Annotated in this window: 13 protein-coding genes and 1 pseudogene; 9 read left to right on the top strand and 5 right to left on the bottom strand. The window is 75.6% G+C overall.

What is annotated here, in order from left to right; all coding sequences use genetic code 11:
* Nucleotides 1–12 precede the first annotated feature (12 nt).
* Entirely contained in the window at nt 13–2,283 is a 2,271-nt protein-coding gene (locus ACFVVL_RS32150) for an MMPL family transporter (protein ID WP_387681494.1), read from the bottom strand.
* 175 nt (nt 2,284–2,458) lie between these two features.
* On the opposite strand from ACFVVL_RS32150, the gene ACFVVL_RS32155 reads away from it, so the two are divergent.
* Both ACFVVL_RS32155 and ACFVVL_RS32160 read left to right on the top strand, forming a co-directional pair.
* Nucleotides 2,459–3,631 carry a sensor histidine kinase gene (locus ACFVVL_RS32155; RefSeq protein WP_380292938.1) on the top strand — a complete coding sequence of 391 codons (1,173 nt, stop codon included), beginning with the start codon at nt 2,459–2,461 and terminating at the stop codon, nt 3,629–3,631.
* Nucleotides 3,606–4,268 carry a response regulator gene (locus tag ACFVVL_RS32160; RefSeq protein WP_387681496.1) on the top strand — a complete coding sequence of 221 codons (663 nt, stop codon included), beginning with the start codon at nt 3,606–3,608 and terminating at the stop codon, nt 4,266–4,268. Before ACFVVL_RS32155 ends, ACFVVL_RS32160 begins: the two co-directional genes overlap by 26 nt.
* Before the next feature lie 196 nt (nt 4,269–4,464).
* Here the strand turns inward: ACFVVL_RS32160 and ACFVVL_RS32165 are convergent, their stop codons facing one another.
* Nucleotides 4,465–5,112: a helix-turn-helix domain-containing protein gene (locus ACFVVL_RS32165; protein ID WP_387681499.1), complete on the bottom strand. Its 648-nt coding sequence runs from the start codon at nt 5,110–5,112 to the stop codon at nt 4,465–4,467.
* Nucleotides 5,113–5,236: 124 nt separating this feature from the next.
* On the opposite strand from ACFVVL_RS32165, the gene ACFVVL_RS32170 reads away from it, so the two are divergent.
* A complete protein-coding gene (locus tag ACFVVL_RS32170) occupies nt 5,237–6,670 on the top strand; it encodes an MFS transporter (protein ID WP_387681502.1) in 1,434 nt (477 codons plus the stop codon).
* A gap of 138 nt (nt 6,671–6,808) precedes the next feature.
* Here ACFVVL_RS32170 and ACFVVL_RS32175 read toward each other — a convergent pair whose 3' ends face one another.
* Together ACFVVL_RS32175 and ACFVVL_RS32180 are read right to left on the bottom strand one after the other, a co-directional pair.
* On the bottom strand, nt 6,809–7,303 hold the full coding sequence (locus tag ACFVVL_RS32175) for a YbaK/EbsC family protein (RefSeq protein ID WP_387681542.1): 495 nt from the start codon (nt 7,301–7,303) through the stop codon (nt 6,809–6,811).
* Nucleotides 7,304–7,357: 54 nt separating this feature from the next.
* A pseudogene (locus ACFVVL_RS32180) lies at nt 7,358–9,028 on the bottom strand (2-isopropylmalate synthase); the annotation flags it as partial.
* Nucleotides 9,029–9,741: 713 nt separating this feature from the next.
* Here ACFVVL_RS32180 and ACFVVL_RS32185 point away from each other — a divergent pair.
* From ACFVVL_RS32185 to ACFVVL_RS32205, 5 genes are all read left to right on the top strand, one after another.
* Nucleotides 9,742–12,780 (top strand): nitrate- and nitrite sensing domain-containing protein, encoded by a 3,039-nt coding sequence (locus ACFVVL_RS32185; protein ID WP_387681504.1) that lies wholly within the window; start codon nt 9,742–9,744, stop codon nt 12,778–12,780.
* Entirely contained in the window at nt 12,777–13,208 is a 432-nt protein-coding gene (locus tag ACFVVL_RS32190; protein WP_380291308.1) for a roadblock/LC7 domain-containing protein, read from the top strand. Before ACFVVL_RS32185 ends, ACFVVL_RS32190 begins: the two co-directional genes overlap by 4 nt.
* A gap of 7 nt (nt 13,209–13,215) precedes the next feature.
* Nucleotides 13,216–13,647, top strand: coding sequence for a DUF742 domain-containing protein (locus ACFVVL_RS32195; RefSeq protein WP_380291310.1), 432 nt, complete (start codon nt 13,216–13,218; stop codon nt 13,645–13,647).
* Between the two features lie 3 nt (nt 13,648–13,650).
* The gene (locus ACFVVL_RS32200) at nt 13,651–14,259 is read left to right on the top strand and encodes an ATP/GTP-binding protein (RefSeq protein ID WP_380291312.1); all 609 of its coding nucleotides are present in this window, start codon (nt 13,651–13,653) and stop codon (nt 14,257–14,259) included.
* A 62-nt stretch (nt 14,260–14,321) separates the two neighbouring features.
* Nucleotides 14,322–15,455: an FAD-dependent monooxygenase gene (locus ACFVVL_RS32205; RefSeq protein WP_380291314.1), complete on the top strand. Its 1,134-nt coding sequence runs from the start codon at nt 14,322–14,324 to the stop codon at nt 15,453–15,455.
* 115 nt (nt 15,456–15,570) lie between these two features.
* On the opposite strand, the gene ACFVVL_RS32210 is transcribed toward ACFVVL_RS32205, so the two are convergent.
* Nucleotides 15,571–16,353 carry a serine hydrolase gene (locus tag ACFVVL_RS32210; protein ID WP_380422561.1) on the bottom strand — a complete coding sequence of 261 codons (783 nt, stop codon included), beginning with the start codon at nt 16,351–16,353 and terminating at the stop codon, nt 15,571–15,573.
* Nucleotides 16,354–16,606: 253 nt separating this feature from the next.
* On the opposite strand from ACFVVL_RS32210, the gene ACFVVL_RS32215 reads away from it, so the two are divergent.
* Nucleotides 16,607–18,100 (top strand): right-handed parallel beta-helix repeat-containing protein, encoded by a 1,494-nt coding sequence (locus ACFVVL_RS32215; RefSeq protein ID WP_387681509.1) that lies wholly within the window; start codon nt 16,607–16,609, stop codon nt 18,098–18,100.
* The last annotated feature ends 1,119 nt before the right edge of the window (nt 18,101–19,219 follow it).

A 19,219-nucleotide genomic window follows, 5' to 3' on the forward strand; every position in this document is an offset into this window, starting at 1 on the left:
GACGACTCGGGGTCAGCGGTCGGCCGGCCGTGGACGCGGGGCGCCACCCGCGGGTTCGGCGTCGATGCCGTCGATGCCGACCGGCCCGCGGGGAAGCACCCGGTCCAGCCACTTCGGCAGCCACCAGTTGGCCCGGCCGAGGAGTGTCATGGTCGCCGGCACCAGCACCATGCGGACGACCGTGGCGTCGACGAAGATCGCGGTGGCCAGGCCGAGCCCGAACATCTTGCTGGAGGGGTCGTCGGCGACGGCGAAGGACAGGAAGACCGCCACCATGATGAGGGCGGCCGAGGTGATGACCCGGGCGGTGCCCGAGATGCCCTCGACGATCGCCGTGCCGTTGTCACCGGTGCGCAGGTACTCCTCGCGTACGCGGGAGAGGAGGAACACCTCGTAGTCCATCGACAGGCCGAACAGGATGGCGAAGAGGAACATCGGGATGAACGACACGATCGGAACCGTCGCTTCCAGCCCGATGAGTGGGCCTCCCCAGCCCCACTGGAAGACCGCGACCATGATGCCGTAGGCCGCGCCGATGCTCAGCAGGTTCAGCAGGACCGCCTTGAGCGGTACGAGGACCGAGCGGAAGACCAGCACCAGCAGCAGGAACGACATCGCCAGCACGGCGGCGACGAACACCGGCAGGCGTTGGCTGGTGCGTCGGCCCACGTCGGACAGGCTCGCGGCGGCGCCGCCGACGTGGGCCCTGGCCGGGCCGTGCCCGATCGCCGCGGGCAGCACGTCGGTGCGCAGCCGGGCGATGGTCGCGGCCGTGGCCCCGTCCTGGGGGCTGGTGGTCGGGAACACCACGAGGGTCGCGATGCCGGTGGCCCGGTCGAGGTGCGTCGGTGCGACGGATGCGATGCCCGGATCCGCCGCGACCGCTGCGACGAGCCGGTCCAGCGCTCCCGGATCACCGGTGGGGTCCGCGGCGATGACGAGGGGACCGTTGGTGCCGGGGCCGAACCCCTCGGCGACGAGGTCGTAGGCCCGGCGCTCGGTACGGCTGTGGGGCAGTGAGCCGTCGTCGGGCAGGCCGACGCGCAGGCCGAGCACGGGCAGCGCCGCGGTCAGCAGCAGCCCCGCCGCGCCGACCGCGTACGGCACCGGGTGCCGGCCGACGTGCCCGATCCAGCGACGCCACCCGGCGGCGTGGGCGGCGCCTGCCGCCGGGTCCCGGCGGCGCGCGAGTCGGCCCGGCCGCCTGTGCTGCAGGGCCCGGCCGATCCGGCCGGGCCGGGCCAGGCGTGGGCCGGCGGCGCCGAGGAAGGCCGGCAGCAGCGTCACCGACGCGAGCACCATGGTCAGGACGACGATCGAGACGGCGAGCCCGCCCACCGTCATGAACGGGACGTTCGCGACCGCCAGGCCGAGGATCGACACGACGACGGTGCCACCCGCGAAGACCACGGGCCGGCCCGCCGTGGCCACCGCCCGGCCCGCCGCCTCGCGGGGGTCGAGCCCGCGCGCGAGGTACTCCCGGTGCCTGGCGAGCACGAACAGCGCGTAGTCGATGCCCACTCCGAGCCCGACCATGCTGCCCAGGACCGGTGCGAAGGTGGGGACGTCCGTCACCCCCGCCAGGACCGTCATCGTGGCGACCCCGACGGTCAGTCCGAAGACCGCCATGCCGATCGGCAGCGCGGCGGCGACGAGCGAACCGAACGCCAGGAACAGGATCGTGGCCGCGGCGAGGAGGCCGATCAACTCGCTCACGCCGCCGTCGGGGTCGGCGAAGGCGTAGAAGAGGTCCCCGCCCATCTCGACGCGCAGCGGCAGTTCGGCGCGCAGCCGGTCGCCGAGACCGACGAGGGCGTCGAGGTCCTCGGCCGACAGTCGGCTCTGGTCGGGGTACTGCACCCGGACGACCGCGATCCGCCCGTCGGCCGAGACGAGGCCGCCGCGCACGGCGGTGTCCCCGCCCGCGTCGAGCGCCCCCGCCGGGTCGCTGGTGCCGAGCACGTGCGGCAGCCGCTCCACCTCGGTCCGCAGCCGCGTGAGAGCGGCGCGCGCGCCGTCGTGGTCGAAGAACGTCGCGGCGCCGTCGAGGGGGGTGACGACCACCTGGGCGGTCATCCCCTCCTGGCCGGTGCCGGCCCGCGCGATCAGTTCCGCGGCCCGCTGGGAGTCCAGTCCCGGAGCGGTCATCGCATCCGCGTTCCGCCCGCCGAAGGCGACGGCGGCGAGGACGGCGAGCGTGGCGGCGACCAGCCATGCCGCGATCACCCGCCGGGGACGGCGGGCGGCGCCTGCCCCCAGGCGCAACAGGGCTTTCGAGAGCATCGGGTCCTCCAACCACCTCGTCGGCCGTCCTTGTGCGGCCGCCGGTGCCGAGGCTCCTCGCCACGGCGCTCCGCGGCATCGGCCCGCGGGCCGCGGATCCGTCGGCCCCGGGGCGGAGTGACGACCCGTCCTTTCGGCCGATGCGCGGCACGCCGCGGTCCCTAGGCTGAGAACCGTGCTACGAGACGACCTGCGAACCCTGTGGACCGAACCCCGGCCGCCCGCCGCGCCCGCCCGGGTGCGGCGGGACTGGGCGCTGCCCGCCGCGGGCCTTGCCGGTGTGGCGCTGGAGGCCGCCCTGCGCGAGGACGTCGTGTGGCGTCCGGTGGCGGTGGTGTTCACCGTCTGGCTGTGCCTGCTGCCCCTGTGGCGGCGGACCCGCCCGCTGGCGACGGTCACGCTGGCGTTCGGCTCGGTGATCCTCCTTCAGGCGGCCGCGCTCGTGGCCGCACCGCGCGGGCCCGTCGGCCTGGACACGGCCGCGGTCGTGCTCGTGCTGGTGTACGCGCTGCCCCGGTGGGGATCGGGACGGGAGATCGTGCTGGGCGGCGCGGTGATCGTCGCGGCGTGCGCGCTGTGTGCCGTCACGGCCGAGGGTCCGGCCGTCGAGAGGGTCGTGGGCTTCGTCTTCGGGCTGCTGCCCGGCGTGCTCGGGGCTGCGGTGCGGTTCCGGGTGACCGCTCGCGAGCGGCAGTTGGAGCAGGTGCGCTCCCGCGAGCGCGAACAGCTCGCCCGGGAACTGCACGACACGGTGGCCCACCACGTGTCGGCCATGGTGATCATCGCCCAGGCGGGCCGGGTGCTCGCGGGCACCGACCCGTCCGCCGCGGTCCGGGCGCTGGAGGGGGTCGAGGAGGAAGGGGCGCGCACGCTGGAGGAGATGCGCGCCATGGTCGCCGCACTGCGCGACCGCGGGGTCGGCGCCGAGCTGGCGCCCCCTGCCGGCGTCGCGGATCTGGAGCGCCTGGTGCGCACCCCGGGTGGTCGCCTCAGGGTCGACCTGGGGCTCGACGGCGAACTGGACGCGCTGCCCCCGGCCGTGGACGCCGCCGTCTACCGGATCGTGCAGGAGTCGGTGACCAACGCGCGACGCCACGCGGTCGACGCGACCGAGGTCGTCGTCCGGGTCGCCACGGAACGGCACACGGTACGGGTGAGCGTGCGCGACGACGGCCGGCGCACCGGCCGGGGTCGCGACGGGTACGGACTCACCGGGCTGCGCGAGCGCGCGACCCTGATCGGCGGCACACTACGAGCCGGCCCGGGCGCCGACCGGGGCTGGCACGTCGAAGCCGAGCTGCCGAGAGCGAGGAGCGAGAGCGGTGTCCATTCGCGTCCTGGTCGCTGACGACCAGACGATCATCCGCACCGGGCTGCGGATCATGCTGGACGCCCAGCCCGGCATCGAGGTGGTCGGCGAAGCCGCCGACGGACGGGAAGCGGTCCGGCTGGCGCGCGAACTGCGCCCCGATGTCTGCCTGTTCGACATCCGCATGCCCGGACTCGACGGGCTCGCGGCCACCCGGCTGCTCGCCGGCCCGGGCGTCGCCGACCCGCTGGCCGTGGTCGTCATCACCACGTTCGACCTCGACGAGTACGTCTACGGCTCGCTGCGTGCCGGTGCCCGCGGATTCCTCCTCAAGGACACGGGACCGGACCTTCTGGCCCAGGCCGTCCGGTCGGCGTCCGACGGGGAGGCGCTCATCGCGCCCAGCGTCACCGTCCGTCTGCTCCGGGCCTTCGCGGACCTGCCCGCCGGCCGGCCCGCGGCCCAGCCGGTCTCACCCGTCACCGCCCGCGAGGAGGAGGTGCTCCTCGCCGTCGCCCGCGGGCTGACCAACACCGAGATCGCCGACGCGCTGCACATCAGCCTCAGCACGGTGAAGACGCATCTGGCGAGCCTGATGGCCAAACTCGGCGCCCGCAACCGGGTCGAGATCGCGATGTGGGCCTACGAAACGCGCCGTATCCTCCCCGGAACCTGAGCCGGGGTGCCGGGCCTCGTCCCGGATCACGACTCGAAACGCCCCCGCGGGCCGGCCGGCGCCGGTACTGCCCGTGGGGACCGTGACACCCGCAGGCCGCAGGCCGAACTCGGCGGCCTCGCCCGGCCGGAGGACGAACACACGATCACGGAGGCCGCCCGACAAGGGCCCGACGTCGAACGCCCGAGGACTCCGGCTACCCCCCGGACGCGGCGCCGGTGCGCAGCACGGCCTGGTCGCCGTGGGGGCCGTAGAGGTGGAGGATCTCCACGGCGTCGGCGCCCGCCGGGCCGAACCAGTGCGGCTCGGCGGTGTCGAACTCGGCGGCCTCGCCGGGGTGGAGGGTGAACGCGCGGTCGCCGACGAGGAGCCGCAGGTCGCCGGCGAGCACGTAGAGCCATTCGTAGCCGGCGTGGCTGACCAGCCGGGGTTCGCGCGGGGCGAGGACCTGTTTGAAGACCTGCACCCGGCCGGGGTACTGGGTGAGCGGGACGAGCACGCTGCCGGTGTCGCGCCGGCGGGGTCGCAGGTGCACGCGGGGGTCGCCGGTGGCGGGGGCGGCGATCAGGTGGTCCAGGGCGACGCGGTGGGCGCGGGCGAGCGGGATGAGCAGGTCGAGGGTGGGGCGGCGGTGGCCGGACTCCAGGCGGGACAGGGTGCTCACGGAGATGCCGGTGGCGGTGCCGAGGGCGTCCAGGGTGAGGCCCCGGCCGAGGCGCAGCGCACGAAGCCGGGGCCCGATGGCGGCGATGGTCTCCGCGACGTCGTCGTCGGCGCCGTCGGCGGCAACGGCAGCCGCAGCGGCGTCGGCGGCGGCGTCGGTGGTGGCGGGGTCGGCGTCCATGGACGTGATTCTGCCCCGGGACCACCCCTTTGCGGTTTCCGCAAGAACGCTGCCCCACGCCCCTCCCCCGGCCCCAGCATGGGCGCGCCGTGATGACGATCCGACCGGAAGGCGTGTCCGCCCCATGACCACCACCCCCGCGACCACCACCCCCACGACCACCCCCGCGACAGCACCACCGCCCCCGCCCCTCCTCACCGCCCGTCGGCGCTGGACCGTGCTCACCGTCTGCGCGCTGAGCCTGTTCCTGGTCGGCCTGGACACCACGATCGTCAACGTCGGCCTGCCCGCGATCGGGCGCGGTCTGCAGGTGGGCACCCGCGACCTGGAATGGATCGTGGACGCCTACACCGTCGTCCTCGCCAGTCTGCTGATCACGGCCGGCGCGCTCGCCGACCGCTTCGGGCGCCGCCGGGTCTTCCAGTGCGGCCTGCTGCTCTTCGGCCTCGCCTCGCTCGGTTGCGCGCTCGCGCCGTCGACGGGCGCGCTGGTCGCGGCGCGCGCCCTCCAGGGCGTGGGCGCCTCGATGCTGAGCCCCGTGGCACTGGCCATCGTGGTGAACGCGATGCCCGACCCCCGGGAGCGGGCCCGGGCGATCGGGGTGTGGGCATCGGTGTTCGGGCTGAGCATGGCGGCGGGGCCGGTGACCGGCGGGGCGCTGGTCGCGGCCTTCGGCTGGCGGTCGGTGTTCTGGGTGAACGTGCCGGTGGTGGTGGCGGCCGTGGTGCTGACGGCGCTGGTCGTGCCGGAGTCGCGGGCACCGCGCGCCCGCCGGCTCGACCTGCCCGGGCAGGCCCTGCTCACCGCGGCCGTGGCGGCGGCGGTGGCCGTGCTGATCGAGGGGCCGCGGCTGGGCTGGGCCTCGCCGTGGACGCTCGCGGGGTACGCGGTGACGGCGGCGGCCACCGCCGGGTTCGTGCGGGCCGAACGCCGCCGGGCCGAACCGCTGATGGACCTCGCGCTGTTCCGGCGGCCGGTGTTCGGCACGGCGGTGCTGGGCGCGGTGGCGGTGTTCGTGGCGCTGACGGTGAGCCTGCTGCTCACCACCTTCCAGCTGCAGCACGGCCGGGGGTGGACGCCGCCGGCCGCCGGGCTGGCCGCGCTGCCGATGGCGCTGGGGGCGACGGTGTGCGCGCCGCTGTCCGGCGTGCTGGTGAGCAGGGGCGGGCCGCGCCGGCCGCTGCTGCTCGCGGCCTGGTTCACCGCGGCCGGCGGGGCGCTGCTGCTGGTGCGCACCGGCCTGTCCGAGGGGGGCGCGGCCGACGTTCCGGTCCTGCTGCTCGCCCTGCTGCTGCTCGGCACCGGCTTCGGCTTCGCCAACGCGCCGATCACCAACACGGCCGTCGGCGGCCTGCCGGCGGACCGCGCCGGGGTGGCCGGGGCGATCACCTCGACGGCCCGGCAGGTCGGCTCGGCCGTGGGCGTCGCGGTGGCCGGCGGCCTGGTGGCGGGCGCGACCCCGGCGGGCCTCGCCGCCGCCTCCCGCCCGGGCTGGCTGCTGGTCACGGCCTGCGGCCTGTTCCTGCTCCTGGTCGCCCGCGCCTCGCGGCAGCGCTGACCGGGAATCCCGTGCGCACCCCGTGCTGCGGGCCGGCCCGAGAAGGCCGCCGGGGCGTGCCCGGCGGTAGGTGACTCGGGCCCGGGACCGCCCCGTCCGAGCGGTCCCGGGCCGGCCCCGGTGGGCCTGCCGCTGCCGCTACTGCTGCGGCGGGACCACCGCCGACGCCGTGCCGCCGGTCAGCTTCAGCAGTTCCTCGTACGTCATCGGCACCACGGTGTGCGGGTGGCCGGCGGCCGCCCACAGCAGCGCGTACCCGGCGAGGTCGGTGTCGACGACGGTGCGCAGCGGCGCCGGGTGGCCGACCGGGGCGACGCCGCCGATGGCCTGGCCGGTGGCCTCCCGTACCTGGGCGGCGCTCGCCCGGGTGATCGGCCCGGTGCCCAGGACGCGGGCGAGGAAGGCGGTGTCGACGCGGTGGGCGCCGCTGGTCATGACGAGCAGGGGCGCGCCGTCGCAGACGAAGACCAGGCTGTTGGCGATGGCGCCGACCTCGCAGCCGAGGGCGGTGGCCGCCTCGGCGGCGGTGCGGGCGGAATCGGGCAGGACGCGGATCTCCCCGGGCAGGCCGGCCTCGGCGAGGGCGTCGGCGACCGCCCGGCTGCGGCTGGGCAGGGATGTGTCGTCGGTCATCGCCCCATCCTGCCGCACCGCCCCGGCGCCCGCGGGGGCCGAGGCCCCGGCGCCCGCCCGCCCGACGGCGCTGAGCACCGCCCGGACGCCGGCCGCCAGCACCGAGGAGTCGCGCCCGGCGCCCCAGACCACCTGCCCGTCGACCCGGGCCTCGACGTAGGCGACGGCGTCGCTGTCGGGACCGGTGCGCACGGCGTGCTCGGTGAACTGCAGGATGTCCACCGCGTGCCCGGCCGCGCCGAGCGCCGCCGTCACGGCGGCCAGCGGCCCGTTGCCCTCCCCGCGGTACCGGTCGCCTCCCGGCGTGAGCGACAGCGACGCGAAGTGCCGCCCGTCGGCCTCCCCGGTGTGCCAGTGCGCCGCGGCCGGTGCCGCGTCCAGGTAGGCGGCGCGGAACAGGCCGTACAGCTCGTCGGCGGTGATCTCGCGCCCGCTGTCGTCCGTCGACTCCTGGACCACCCGGGAGAACTCGATCTGCAGCCGGCGCGGCAGGTCCAGCCCGTGCCCGGTCTGCAGCAGGTAGGCGATGCCGCCCTTGCCGGACTGGCTGTTGACCCGGATCACCGCCTCGTAGTCGCGCCCGAGGTCGGCCGGGTCGATCGGCAGGTACGGGACGTCCCAGGGGGCCTGCCGCTCGGGCACGCCGAGGCGGGCGGCGGTGGCGGCGTGGTGGGCGAGGCCCTTCTTGATGGCGTCCTGGTGGGTGCCGGAGAAGGCGGTGTGGACGAGGTCGCCGGCGTAGGGGTGGCGTTCGGGGACGGGCAGCCGGTTGCAGTGCTCGACGGTGCGGCGGATCCCGTCGATGTCGGAGAAGTCGAGCATCGGGTCGACGCCCTGGGTGTGCAGGTTCAGCGCGAGGGTCGCCAGGTCGACGTTGCCGGTCCGCTCGCCGTTGCCGAACAGGCAGCCCTCGATCCGCTGGGCGCCGGCCAGCAGGGCGAGTTCGGCGCAGGCGATGCCGGTGCCGCGGTCGTTGTGCGGGTGGACGGAGAGGATCACCGCGTCGCGCCGGGCCAGGTGCCGGTGCAGGTACTCGATCTGGTCGGCGTAGACGTTGGGGGTGGCGATCTCGACGGTGGCGGGCAGGTTGTGGATCACCGGGCGGTCCGGGCTCGCGTCCCACAGTTCGGTGAGGCCGTCGCACAGTTCCAGCACGTAGTCCGGTTCGGTCAGGTTGAAGACCTCGGGCGAGAACTGGAAGCGCAGGCCGGGGCGGTCGCCGCCGCGGCGGGCCATCCGCTCGGCGGCGGCGGTGACCAGCTCCCGCACCTGGGCCCGGTCGCGGCCGAGGACGAGCTCGCGCCAGACGGGGGCGGTGGCCGTGTAGAGGTGGACGACGACCCGGGGCAGTCCCTCGACGGCCTCGAAGGTGCGGTCGATCAGGTCGGCGCGGGCGGCGGTGAAGACCACGACGGTGACGTCCTCGGGCACCGCGCCGGGGGTGGTGGCGAGGTGGCGCACGAAGTCGAAGTCGGTCCGGCTGGCGGAGGGGTAACCGACCTCGATCTCCTTGAAGCCCATGGCGAGGAAGAGGTCGAACATCCGGCGCTTGCGGCCCGGGTCCATCGGTTCGGCGAGCGCCTGGTTGCCGTCCCGCAGGTCGACCGGGACCCACAGCGGGGCCCGTTCGATCCGCCGGGCGGGCCACCGGCGCCCGCCCGGCAGGGCGTCGACGGGCGGCAGCGGGACGCGCTCGTGGGCGGGGCGGTAGCGGTGGGAGGGCATGGAACCGGCGCGTTGGGGGTTCCAGGCGGGGGCGTCGGCCGGGACGGGACCGGCGGGTGTCCGCAGGGTGGCGAACGGTTTGACGTTCTGTGCGGGTTCGGTGGAGCGCACGGGGTGCGGCGTCCTTCCCTGGTTCGGTGTCGAGGGGACGACGACCGGCAGCACGGCGACCCGCAGCGGGGTGCCGGTCTGTCAGACCCCGCTGCGGCCACCGAGAAGAAGGCTCCACGTCTGCATGATGGCGAGTACCGTAGCCGTGAACCGTCCGGCGGGACAACCCCGTTCCACTCGGGGGGACTTGCCGCACGGGCCGGCGGGCGCTGCCGCGCGACCGGCCGGACCTGCCCCGCGGCCCTCCGGGGCGGGGCGCGCGGCGGCCGCGGAACCGCCCCGGCGGGGCCGTGGATCCCGCGCTCCGGCGATGTCAAGGACTTGTGTGTGCGCGGTCCGAAGATCGAACGGGCTTTCACTCCTAACACACCGTATGACTAGTATCGCCTCGTCATAAAGCCCGTGCCCCGGTCGGTGCGGCCCCTCCCGGGCCGGCCGCCAGCCCCAAGGAGTCAGCTCTGCGCGCGCGTGCGAATCGGCGGCCCCCGACGCCGAAGGCCCCCCGCAGGCGTCGTCCGCGCCTGTCACTGCGGACGGCACTGCTCGTCCTCGCCCTCGTCCCCAGCATCGCCCTGGCCGTCCTGTGGGCGGTCACCAGCGGTGTGACCTTCTTCGACTTCCAGCGTCAGGCGGACCAGGGACTGCTGGCCCAGAAGGCGGGACAGCCGTCCAACATCGTCTACTACAACCTCCAGGAGGAGCGCCGCCTCACCGCCGAGGCGCTCGCCCGGCCCGGCACCGCCGCCGTGACCGACCAGCTGAAGCGCCAGCGCCAGCTCACCGACGAGGCCGTGCAGAAGTTCCAGGTCCTCTCCAAGGAGACCGCCGACAGCGCACCCGCCGAGGTGCTCACGGCCGTCGCCGAGGCCCGGCGCGCGATGGACAAGCTGGGCGACCAGCGGGCCGCCGTCGACAAGGGCACCGCCGACCAGCAGAGCGTCTACGCCTACTACACCGACCTGATCGCCGTGGACCTCCGGCTGTTCACCACGCTCAGCCACGGCGACAACGGCGAGGTCACCTGGATCTCCAAGACCCTGGTCAACGCCTTCTGGGCGAAGGAGATGCTGGCCCGCGAGGACGCGGTCCTCGCCCGCGGCTGGCCCTCCGGCAAGCTCGCCGCCGCCGACTACCAGCTCGTCCAGCAGGCGATCGGCGCCCAGGAGCACCTCTTCTCCGTCCAGGTCGTCCCCTACCTCCCGGAGGACGAGCGGGGCGCCTGGTCGGAGCTGATGAGCGGCACCGCGTGGCAGGCCAAGACCTCCGTGGAGCAGGCGCTCACCCGCCCGGCCGTCGCCGACGCCACCGGCACCGTCCGCCTGCCGCCGCTGCAGGACCAGTGGCGCCAGGCCCTCGACCAGATCAACCCGCAGCTGGTGAAGGCCCTGGAGACCCGCACCGACGGCGTGGTCGTGGTCGGCAAGGGCACCTTCCTCTCGCTGCTCACCCGGGTCGCGCTGACCGCCGTGATCGGCCTGCTCGCGGTGATCGCGGTGGTCGTCACCAGCTGGCGGCTGACCCGCTCGCTGCGCCGCCGGATCAAGGACCTCCACCTCCAGGCGCAGGAGCTGGAGCGCACCCTGCCCGAGGTGGTCGAGCGGCTCGCGCGCGGCGAGCAGGTCGACGTCGAGGCCGAGAGCCGGGCGATCACCGCCGGGGCCCGGGCCCGCGGCGCCGACGAGCTGGCCGAACTGGGCCAGGCGCTGAACCTGGCCCGCACCTCCGCGCTGGAGACCGCCGTCCGCCAGGCCGAGCAGCACCGCGGCTTCGAGCGGCTGCTCCAGCGCATCGCCCGCCGCACCCAGCTGCTGATCGGCCAGCAGCTGCGCAAGCTGGACACCCTGGAGCGCCGGCACGAGGACCCGGACGTCCTGGAGGGCCTGTTCGACCTCGACCACCTGACGGCCCGCCTGCGCCGCTACGAGGAGAACCTGGTCATCATGGCCGGGGGCCAGCCGCAGCGGAAGTGGCGCAAGCCGGTGCCGCTGCTGGACGTGCTGCGCTCGGCGCAGGGCGAGGTGCAGGAGTACCGCCGCATCGTGCTGGACGTCGAGGGCCACCCGTGGCTCTCCGAGCGGGCGGTCGGCCCGGTCGCCCACGTGGTCGCGGAGCTGATGGAGAACGCGGCCAGCTTCTCGAAGCCGCCGACGCCGGTCGACGTGCGGGCAGCCGTCGTCGGGCGCGGGCTCGCCATCGAGATCGAGGACCGCGGCCTCGGCATGGACCTGGAGCAGTACGACGCGGCCAACGCGCTGATGGCCGCCGCGCTCGCCGACGACCCGCCACGCACCGACATGCTGGCGCGCGGCGACGACATCCGCCTCGGCTTCCACGTGGTGGGCCGGCTGGCGGCCGCGATCGGCCTGCAGATCGAGTTCCGCCCGTCGGCCTTCGGCGGGACCAGGGTGGTCGTGCTCGTCCCCGGCGAGTACGTGCTGGACGGCGACGCCGGCCTGCCGGGCGGCGCCGAGGTCACCCCGATCCCGCTCGCCCGGCGCCAGCGGCCCGAGCAGCACAAGGAACCCGCGCCGCTCGCCTCGGTGACCGAGATGCCCTCGGCCGCGACCGCCCCGGCGTCCTCGCCGGTGGTCGCGGTGGACGAGGCGGAGGAGCGCGCGGCCCTCGCGGCGCCCGGGGCGGACCCGGACCAGACGGGCGGCGACTGGTTCACCCCCGGCGCCCACCCGGCCCCGGCCCAGGCCTTCGCCCACGTCGAGTACGTGCCGCCGTCCGACGACGAGGTGTTCGGCGCCGCCCCGGCCCGCGAAGGCTTCGGGAGCGGCTTCGAGGACGGTTTCGAGAACGGTTTCGAGAACGGCTTCGCCGAGGGCTTCGAGGGCTTCGGCGGCGGCTTCGGGCACGGCGACGCCGACGGCTACCTGTACCCGCTCGCCGAGGCGGGCCGGCCGGTCGAGCACGGCACGCCGTACGGCGCCCAGGCGCACGGCACGCCCGACCGGCCCGCGCAGCCCCGGTACGACGACCCGGCCTACCCGGACATCGCCTACGCGACGGTGACGCCCGCCGAGGCGCCGTACGCCGACGAGCAGTACCGGCCCGCCGACCACTACCGGCTGGCCGAGCGGCGGCGCGAGGACGGCACCGGCCCGGCGCCGCAGCCGGCCCCCGCCGCCCCCGCCCCGGCCGCGCCGCAGGCGGGCTCCCAGCCCCCGCTGCCGCAGCGGGTCCGGCAGGCCAGCCTGGCCGCCGAGCTGCGCGTCCCCCCGCCGCCCCGGGACTCCTGGACCGGCCACCCCGGCGCCGGAGCGGCCGGCGGCACGGGCGGCACCGCCACCGGGAACGCTGGCGCCGGGAGCACCGGCACCGCCGACCGGCCCGCGGCGGGCCCGTTCCAGCGCCCGGCACGCCGCTCGGGCGCCACGGTCGGCGCCTTCCAGCGCCAGTCCCGCGCCGCCCGCGGCCTCGACGGCACCCTGCCCGGCACCACCGACGACACCGCCACCGGCTCCCCCGCCGGCGCCGACCGCACCGCCGCGGACCACGCGGCGCAGCGCGGCCTGCCCCCCGGCCCGGCGGGCCCCGCGGCCGTCGCCGGCCCCCCGACTCCCGCGCCGGGTCCCTCCCCCTGGGCCCTCCCGGCCGCGGACCCCCGAACCACGAGGACGGAAGAGCAGTCATGAACCGCACCATCGCCACCCACCAGGACCTCGACTGGCTGCTGGACGGACTCGTCGACACGGTGCCCGGCACGAGAAGCGCCGTTCTGCTCTCCGACGACGGCCTGGTGGTCAGCCACTCGCGCTCCATCGACCGCGCCGACGCCGAGCGCCTGGCGGCCGTCGCCACCGGCCAGCAGAGCCTCGCCCGGGGCATCGGCCAGCTCTTCGACGGCGGCCCGGTCCACCAGGTGATCATCGAGCTGGCCGAGCTCTGGCTGTTCGTCATCGCCGCCGCCCAGGGCACCCACCTGGCGGTGGTCGCCGACCAGGAGGTGGACGCCGAGGTGATGTCGGTGGCCATGCACCAGCTCGTCCAGCAGGTCGGCCAGAAGCTCAGCACGCCGGTCCGCAGCGACTTCGACGCCTTCGCCGCCAGGAACCGGGGGTGACGCTCCGGTGAGGCCGCACTGGAGCGAGCTGCCCGACGAGGACGAGGACGACGACTACGGCGCGGGCACGATGGTGCGCCCGTACACCATCACCCGCGGCCGGACGGCGCCGGAGCACGACCACCTCACCCTGATCACCCTGCTGACCACGGTGGAGGAGCTCGCCGACCCGGTGCTGGCCTCCCGGTCGTCGGGCGTCCGCGGGCTGCAGCCGGAACACCGCCTGATCCTGGAGCGGTGCCGCCGGCCGGCCGCCGTCGCCGAGGTGGCGGCCGGGCTCGACCTGCCGGTCTCGGTGACCAAGATCCTCCTGGGCGACCTCATCGCCCAGGGCTTGCTGCGGGCCCGGGCACCGATCTCGGTGGCCCGGGCCTCGGGGGACGGCGGCCTGGACCTCGGGCTGCTGACGGCCGTACGCGAAGGACTCCGGAGGCTCTGAACCATGGCACCATCCGTACCTCTCCCCTCCTCCCCCCCGTCCCCCCTCACGGCCGCCGCCCCCGCGGCCCTGAAGATCCTCATCGCCGGCGGCTTCGGGGTGGGCAAGACCACCCTGGTCGGTTCGGTGAGCGAGGTCGCGCCGCTGCGCACCGAGGAGTACCTGACCCGCGCCAGCGAGGGCGTGGACGACCTGTCGGGGGTGGACAGCAAGGAGACCACCACGGTCGCCCTGGACTTCGGGCGGATCACGGTCAGCCCGGAGCTGGTGGTCTACCTGTTCGGCACGCCGGGCCAGGAGCGCTTCTGGTTCATGTGGAACGACCTGGTGAACGGCGCGCTCGGCGGCATCGTGATCGCCGACACCCGCCGGCTGGAGACCAGTTTCGCCTCGATCGACTTCTTCGAGAGCCGGGGCATCCCGTTCGTGGTGGCGATCAACTGCTTCCACGGCGAGAACACCCGCACGGTGGCGGAGGTCCGGGCCGCCCTGGACCTCGATCCGCAGGTCCCGATGCTGGTCGGCGACGTGCGGGTGCGGATGTTCGGGCGGGACCTGCTGCTCGCGCTGGTCGACCACCTGATGGAGCTGGCCGGCGCCCCGGCCGGCTGAAACGTTTCGCCACCTTTCCCCGCCCCTCTCCCCGCCCCCCTTCCCCTTGGAGTAGCACCACCATGACCCCACCCCTGCGCGTCCTCGTCCACGGCGCCGGCATCGGCGGCCTGACCGCCGCCACCGCCCTCGCCGGCCGCGGCCACCGGGTCGACGTCGTCGAGCTGCGCGACGCCCTGGAGGCGCTCGGCGTCGGCATCATCCAGCCCTCCAACGCGCTGCACGTGATGCGCGAGATCGGCGTGCTGGAGCAGTGCCTGGCGGTCGGCTTCGAGTGGGAGGTGCTCACCATCTGCGACCCGGCCGGCGGCGTCCTCGCGAAGATCCCGCAGCCCCGGATGGACGACGCGCCGTCCACCAACGGCATCCCCCGCCCCGCCCTGGCCCGGGTGCTGGGCGACGCCGCCACCGCCGCCGGCGCGACCCTGCGCTTCGGCACCACCGTCACCGAACTCGTCGACGAGGGCGAGGAGGTGGCGGTCACCCTGTCCGACGGCAGCAGCGCCCGCTACGACCTGGTGGTCGGCTTCGACGGCATCGGCTCGCCGCTGCGCAAGCGGCTGTACGGCGAGAAGTACGCGCCGGAGTACACCGGCTTCGCCAACTGGCGTGTCACCCTGCCGCGTTCGCCCGAGGTGCAGGGCGTGGTGATGTCCACCGGCAACCTGAAGGCCAAGGCGCTGCTCACCCCGATCAGCGACGAACTGATGTACCTGGGCTCGGTGTTCGCCGAGGCCGAGGACTTCCGCCCGGACCCGCAGCGGGCCCACGAGCAGCTGCGCGAGCGGCTGGCCGGCTTCGGCGGTCCGATCGCCGAGGCGCTGGCCGGGGTCACCGACCCGGCCGCGGTGGTGTACTCGCGGATCTCGCAGGTCACCGTCGAGGAGCCGTGGCACGTCGGCCGGGTGGTGCTGGCCGGTGACGCCGCGCACGCCTCCACCCCGCACCTGGCGCAGGGCGCCGCGATGGCCGTCGAGGACGCCCTGGTGCTGGCCCAGAGCCTGGACGCCGCCGAGGCGGTGCCCGAGGCGCTGGCCGCCTGGGAGGAGCGCCGCCGGCCGCGCGCCATGTGGGTGCAGGCGCTGTCCCGGGCGATCCTCAAGCAGGAGACCGGCACGCCGACCACCCCGGAGGAGGACGAGCTGCTGAAGATCGGCATCCCGGGCGCCGCGCACGCGCTCGTCCGGCCGTACTGACGCCACCCGGCCCACCGGGGCCCGGTGCGGACGCGTGTCCGCACCGGGCCCCGCCGTACGGGGCCCCGCCGTACCGGGCCCCGCCACACGGGGCCCCGCCGTCCGCCCGGAGCGGTCAGCGCGCGCCCGAGCGGGCGGCGACGCCGCCGACCGCGTGCCGCCGCTCCCACACCGCCGCCGAGACCCTGGCCAGCAGGCGGGCGGCCGGGTCGGCGGCGGCCTCGTCGGCACCCGAGGCGAGCGGGCCGGTGTAGCAGACGGCCAGCAGGTACGGCGGGCAGTCGTCCGGGTGGACCAGCGCGACGCAGTGCCGCACACCGGGGAGCCAGCCGTTCTTGAACGCGACCCTGGTCCCCGGCGGCAGCCCGGCCGCCAGGTCGACCCGGAAGGAGTTGCGCTCCAGCAGCTCCAGCAACTCCGGCTCGCCGTCCAGGGACTGCAGCAGCCGGACCAGGTCGCGCGCGGTCACCAGGTTGTGCACGCCCGCCTCGCGCGCGGGGTGGTCCTCGATCCCGCGCGGGCTGGCGCTGCGGGTGGCCCCGGCCCGCCGCCACACCTCCTCCACCGCCCCGTGCCCGGCCCGGGCCAGGCAGAGGTTGGTGGCGAGGTTGGAGGAGTGGGTGATCATCCGCTCGGTGAGCAGCCCCAGCGGCACGGTGGCGCCGAGCAGCGTCCACGGCACCGGGTCGCTGTCCCAGTCCGGATCGTTGGTGAACTCCCCTCCGGCCCGGGAGGCGAAGCCGTTCACCACCGGCACCGGCTCCCGCGGATCCGCGCCGGCCCGGCTCAGCGCGGCCAGCACGGCCACCTTCATCGTGCTCGCCGCGGCGTGCGGCTCGTCCCCGTTCCGCTCGAACACCGGCTCATCGCCCCAGGGGGCCACCACAACTGACAGCATGTCCGCTTCAGTCCCCCCGCGCATCGCGGCCCAAACCGGCGGGCTCCGGAACGGCGCCGACCGGCGGTGCGGGGCCGGGCCCTTCACCGGTTGAGGCGGCGCGCGGGGCTCGGGAATACTGGTCCAGACCTCCCGCATCAACCCGTGCACGCAAGGTTCCTGTCGCCACGTCAGTTCGGCACGTCAGCTCATGACGTCAGCTCGGTACGTCAGCTCGACACGTCGGTTCGATGACTCCAGAAGGGTCCTGCCCATGCCAGCATCCCGTCACGTCGCCCTCGCCCTCGCGGTCGCGGGCTCCGCGGTCACCGGGGCCGCCTTCCCGTCCACCGCGCACGCCGGGAGCACCGTGCTCCACGTCGACAACGGCCCCCGCTCGAACTGCTCGGACTCCGGGACCGGCACGCCGGAGCGGCCGTTCTGCACCGTCCAGGCCGCCGCCGACGTGGCCGAGCCCGGGCAGACCGTCCAGCTCGCGCCGGGCCGCCGCTTCACCGGCCAGGTCACCGTCCGGCGCTCCGGCGAGCCCGGCCGCCCGATCGTCTTCCAGGGCGCCGAGCCGACCGTGCACGGGCCCAACGCCTCGGTGGGGACGCGGTACTGGTCCCGGGGGTCGACGCCCGCCCCGCACGCCTTCGTGCTGGAGGGCGTGCACGACGTCACGGTGACCGGCCTGCGCCTGGACGCCCCGCAGGAGGGCGTGCTCGTCAAGGACTCCACCCGGATCGCCGTGGACCACAACGACGTGGAGGCGGGCGACCCGGTCCGCGGCGGCGTACGGGCCTTCCCGGCGGCGACGCCGAGCGTGCGGATCACCGGGACGGGCTCGTACGTCACGGTGAGCCGCAACCGGATCTCCGCCGCGCCCGTGAGCGGGGTCGCGGTCGACGCGGGGACCTCCGGCGTGGTCGTCACCACCAACCTGATCGCCGGGAGCGCCGGCCGGGGCGTGCTGGTCACGGACGCGCCCGGCACGATCGTGGTGGCCAACACCTTCGGGCGCAACTGCGGGAGCGACGTGGAGTTCGCCGGGAACTCCACCGGGTCGGTGGTCGAGAACAACATCCTGGCGAAGCGCCCGGCGCCGCGCTGCGGCGGCACCGCGCCCACCGCGATCCCGCTGGTGGTGTCGGCCGGATCGATCCGGAGCACCCGGGTCGACTACAACACCGTCGTGCCGTCGGGCCCGTACGCCTACTCCTGGGGGGACACCCCGTTCGCCACCCCCGAGGCCTTCCGGGCCGTCGGGCAGGGCGCGAGCGACAACGCCGTCGACCCGGGGTTCCCCGCGGACCGCGAGGACTACACCCCGGCCGCCGTGACGGGCGTGACGGACGCCGCCGATCCCTACGCCTTCGGCACCCTGGCCACCGACCTCCTCGGCGCCGAGCCGGCCGACCACCCGCGCTTCCCCAGCCCCACCGCCTGGGGCTACCGGGACCGCGGCGCCATCGAACTCCAGGACCCCCTGCGCGTGCGCCTGACCGCCCGCCCCCTCCCCCGGCCGGGCCACCCGCTCAACGCCCGGCTGACGCTGGGGTACACGGCCGGCTGGACACCGGGCACCGCGACCCTGGACTTCGGCGACGGCAGCGCGCCGCACCCGGTGGACCCCGGGTACGGCACCGTCGACCACGACTACCCCACCGCGGGCACCTACACCGCGACCCTCACCGCCACCACCCCGGCGGGCCCGACCCGCACGACCACCACCCAACTCACCGTCGGCCGCCCAGGCCACCACTGACGCACCACCACACCCGGCCGCCGGCCCGCCCGGGGTACGGCACCCGGACGCGACCACCACTGACGAATCCGTCACGCCCGCCGGCGACGACGGCCCGGATGCCGCGCGGTCGACCACAACCACCCCGCCACCGGCGGCCGGGCCCGCACGACCATCGCCCGGGCCATCGCCCGCCCGACGGACCGCCGGTGCCGGGGCCGCCTGTCCGTGCAGGCGTTGCGACCGGGATGCCGGGCGCGCACAGGGACGCCCGGGGCCCCGCGCGGGTACGGCTCGCGGGGCCACTCGGGGGCAAGCCGGGGCGACCGGTCGCCGGGCCCGGGCGGGTGCCGCGCCGCGAATACCCGGCGCGCACGGCTCGCGCGGGCGTCCAGGTGATCGATCGCCAGTCTCGGCAGCCGTCGCGGTACGGATCCCCGACGCCCACGAGGCCGCGCAGGTGGCCGGCCGTCAGGCCCGGCGGGCGCCGCGCCGCGAACGCCCGGTCGGCAGCCATCGCGGGTACGGATGCCCGACACCCACGAGGCCACGCAGGTGGCCGGCCGTCAAGCCTGGCGGGCGTTGCGGTAGGGGCGCCGGTGCGCACGATGGCAGCCGCGCGGGTACGACTCGCGGGCCAAGCCGGGGCGCCCGGTCGCTGGGCCCGGCGGGCGCCGCGCCGCGAATACCCGGCGCGCGCACCTGAACGCCCACACGGACACGGCTCGCGCGGGCGTTCAGGTGATCGATCGCCAGTCTCGGCAGCCGTTGCGGTACGGATGCCCGACACCCACGAGGGCCGCTCAGGTGGCCGGCCGTCAGGCCCGGCGGGCGTTGCGATTGGGGCGCCGGTGCGCACGACGGCAGCCGCGCGGGTACGGCTCACGGGCAAGCCGGGGCAACCGGTCGCCGGGCCCGGCGGGCACCGCCACGAACGCCCACACGGACACGGCTCGCGCGGGCGTTCAAGTGATCGATCGCCAGTCTCAGCGGCCCCCGCAGGTACGGCCCGCGAGGCCGCGCAGGTGGCCGGCCGTCAAGCCTGGCGGGCGTTGCGATTGGGGCGCCGGTGCGCACGACGGCAGCCGCGCGGGTACGGCTCACGGGCAAGCCGGGGCAACCGGTCGCCGGGCCCGGCGG

This window comes from Kitasatospora sp. NPDC058115 (genome assembly GCF_042884635.1).
GTDB lineage: Bacteria > Actinomycetota > Actinomycetes > Streptomycetales > Streptomycetaceae > Kitasatospora.

What these genes read in the sequence shown, in the direction of transcription:
- ACFVVL_RS32150 (WP_387681494.1), bottom strand. Translation starts at nt 2,283, where the DNA reads ATGCTCTCGAAAGCCCTGTTGCGCCTGGGGGCAGGCGCCGCCCGCCGT.
- ACFVVL_RS32165 (WP_387681499.1), bottom strand. Translation starts at nt 5,112, where the DNA reads ATGGACGCCGACCCCGCCACCACCGACGCCGCCGCCGACGCCGCTGCG.
- ACFVVL_RS32170 (WP_387681502.1), top strand. Translation starts at nt 5,237, where the DNA reads ATGACCACCACCCCCGCGACCACCACCCCCACGACCACCCCCGCGACA.
- ACFVVL_RS32175 (WP_387681542.1), bottom strand. Translation starts at nt 7,303, where the DNA reads ATGACCGACGACACATCCCTGCCCAGCCGCAGCCGGGCGGTCGCCGAC.
- ACFVVL_RS32190 (WP_380291308.1), top strand. Translation starts at nt 12,777, where the DNA reads ATGAACCGCACCATCGCCACCCACCAGGACCTCGACTGGCTGCTGGAC.
- ACFVVL_RS32200 (WP_380291312.1), top strand. Translation starts at nt 13,651, where the DNA reads ATGGCACCATCCGTACCTCTCCCCTCCTCCCCCCCGTCCCCCCTCACG.
- ACFVVL_RS32205 (WP_380291314.1), top strand. Translation starts at nt 14,322, where the DNA reads ATGACCCCACCCCTGCGCGTCCTCGTCCACGGCGCCGGCATCGGCGGC.
- ACFVVL_RS32210 (WP_380422561.1), bottom strand. Translation starts at nt 16,353, where the DNA reads ATGCTGTCAGTTGTGGTGGCCCCCTGGGGCGATGAGCCGGTGTTCGAG.
- ACFVVL_RS32215 (WP_387681509.1), top strand. Translation starts at nt 16,607, where the DNA reads ATGCCAGCATCCCGTCACGTCGCCCTCGCCCTCGCGGTCGCGGGCTCC.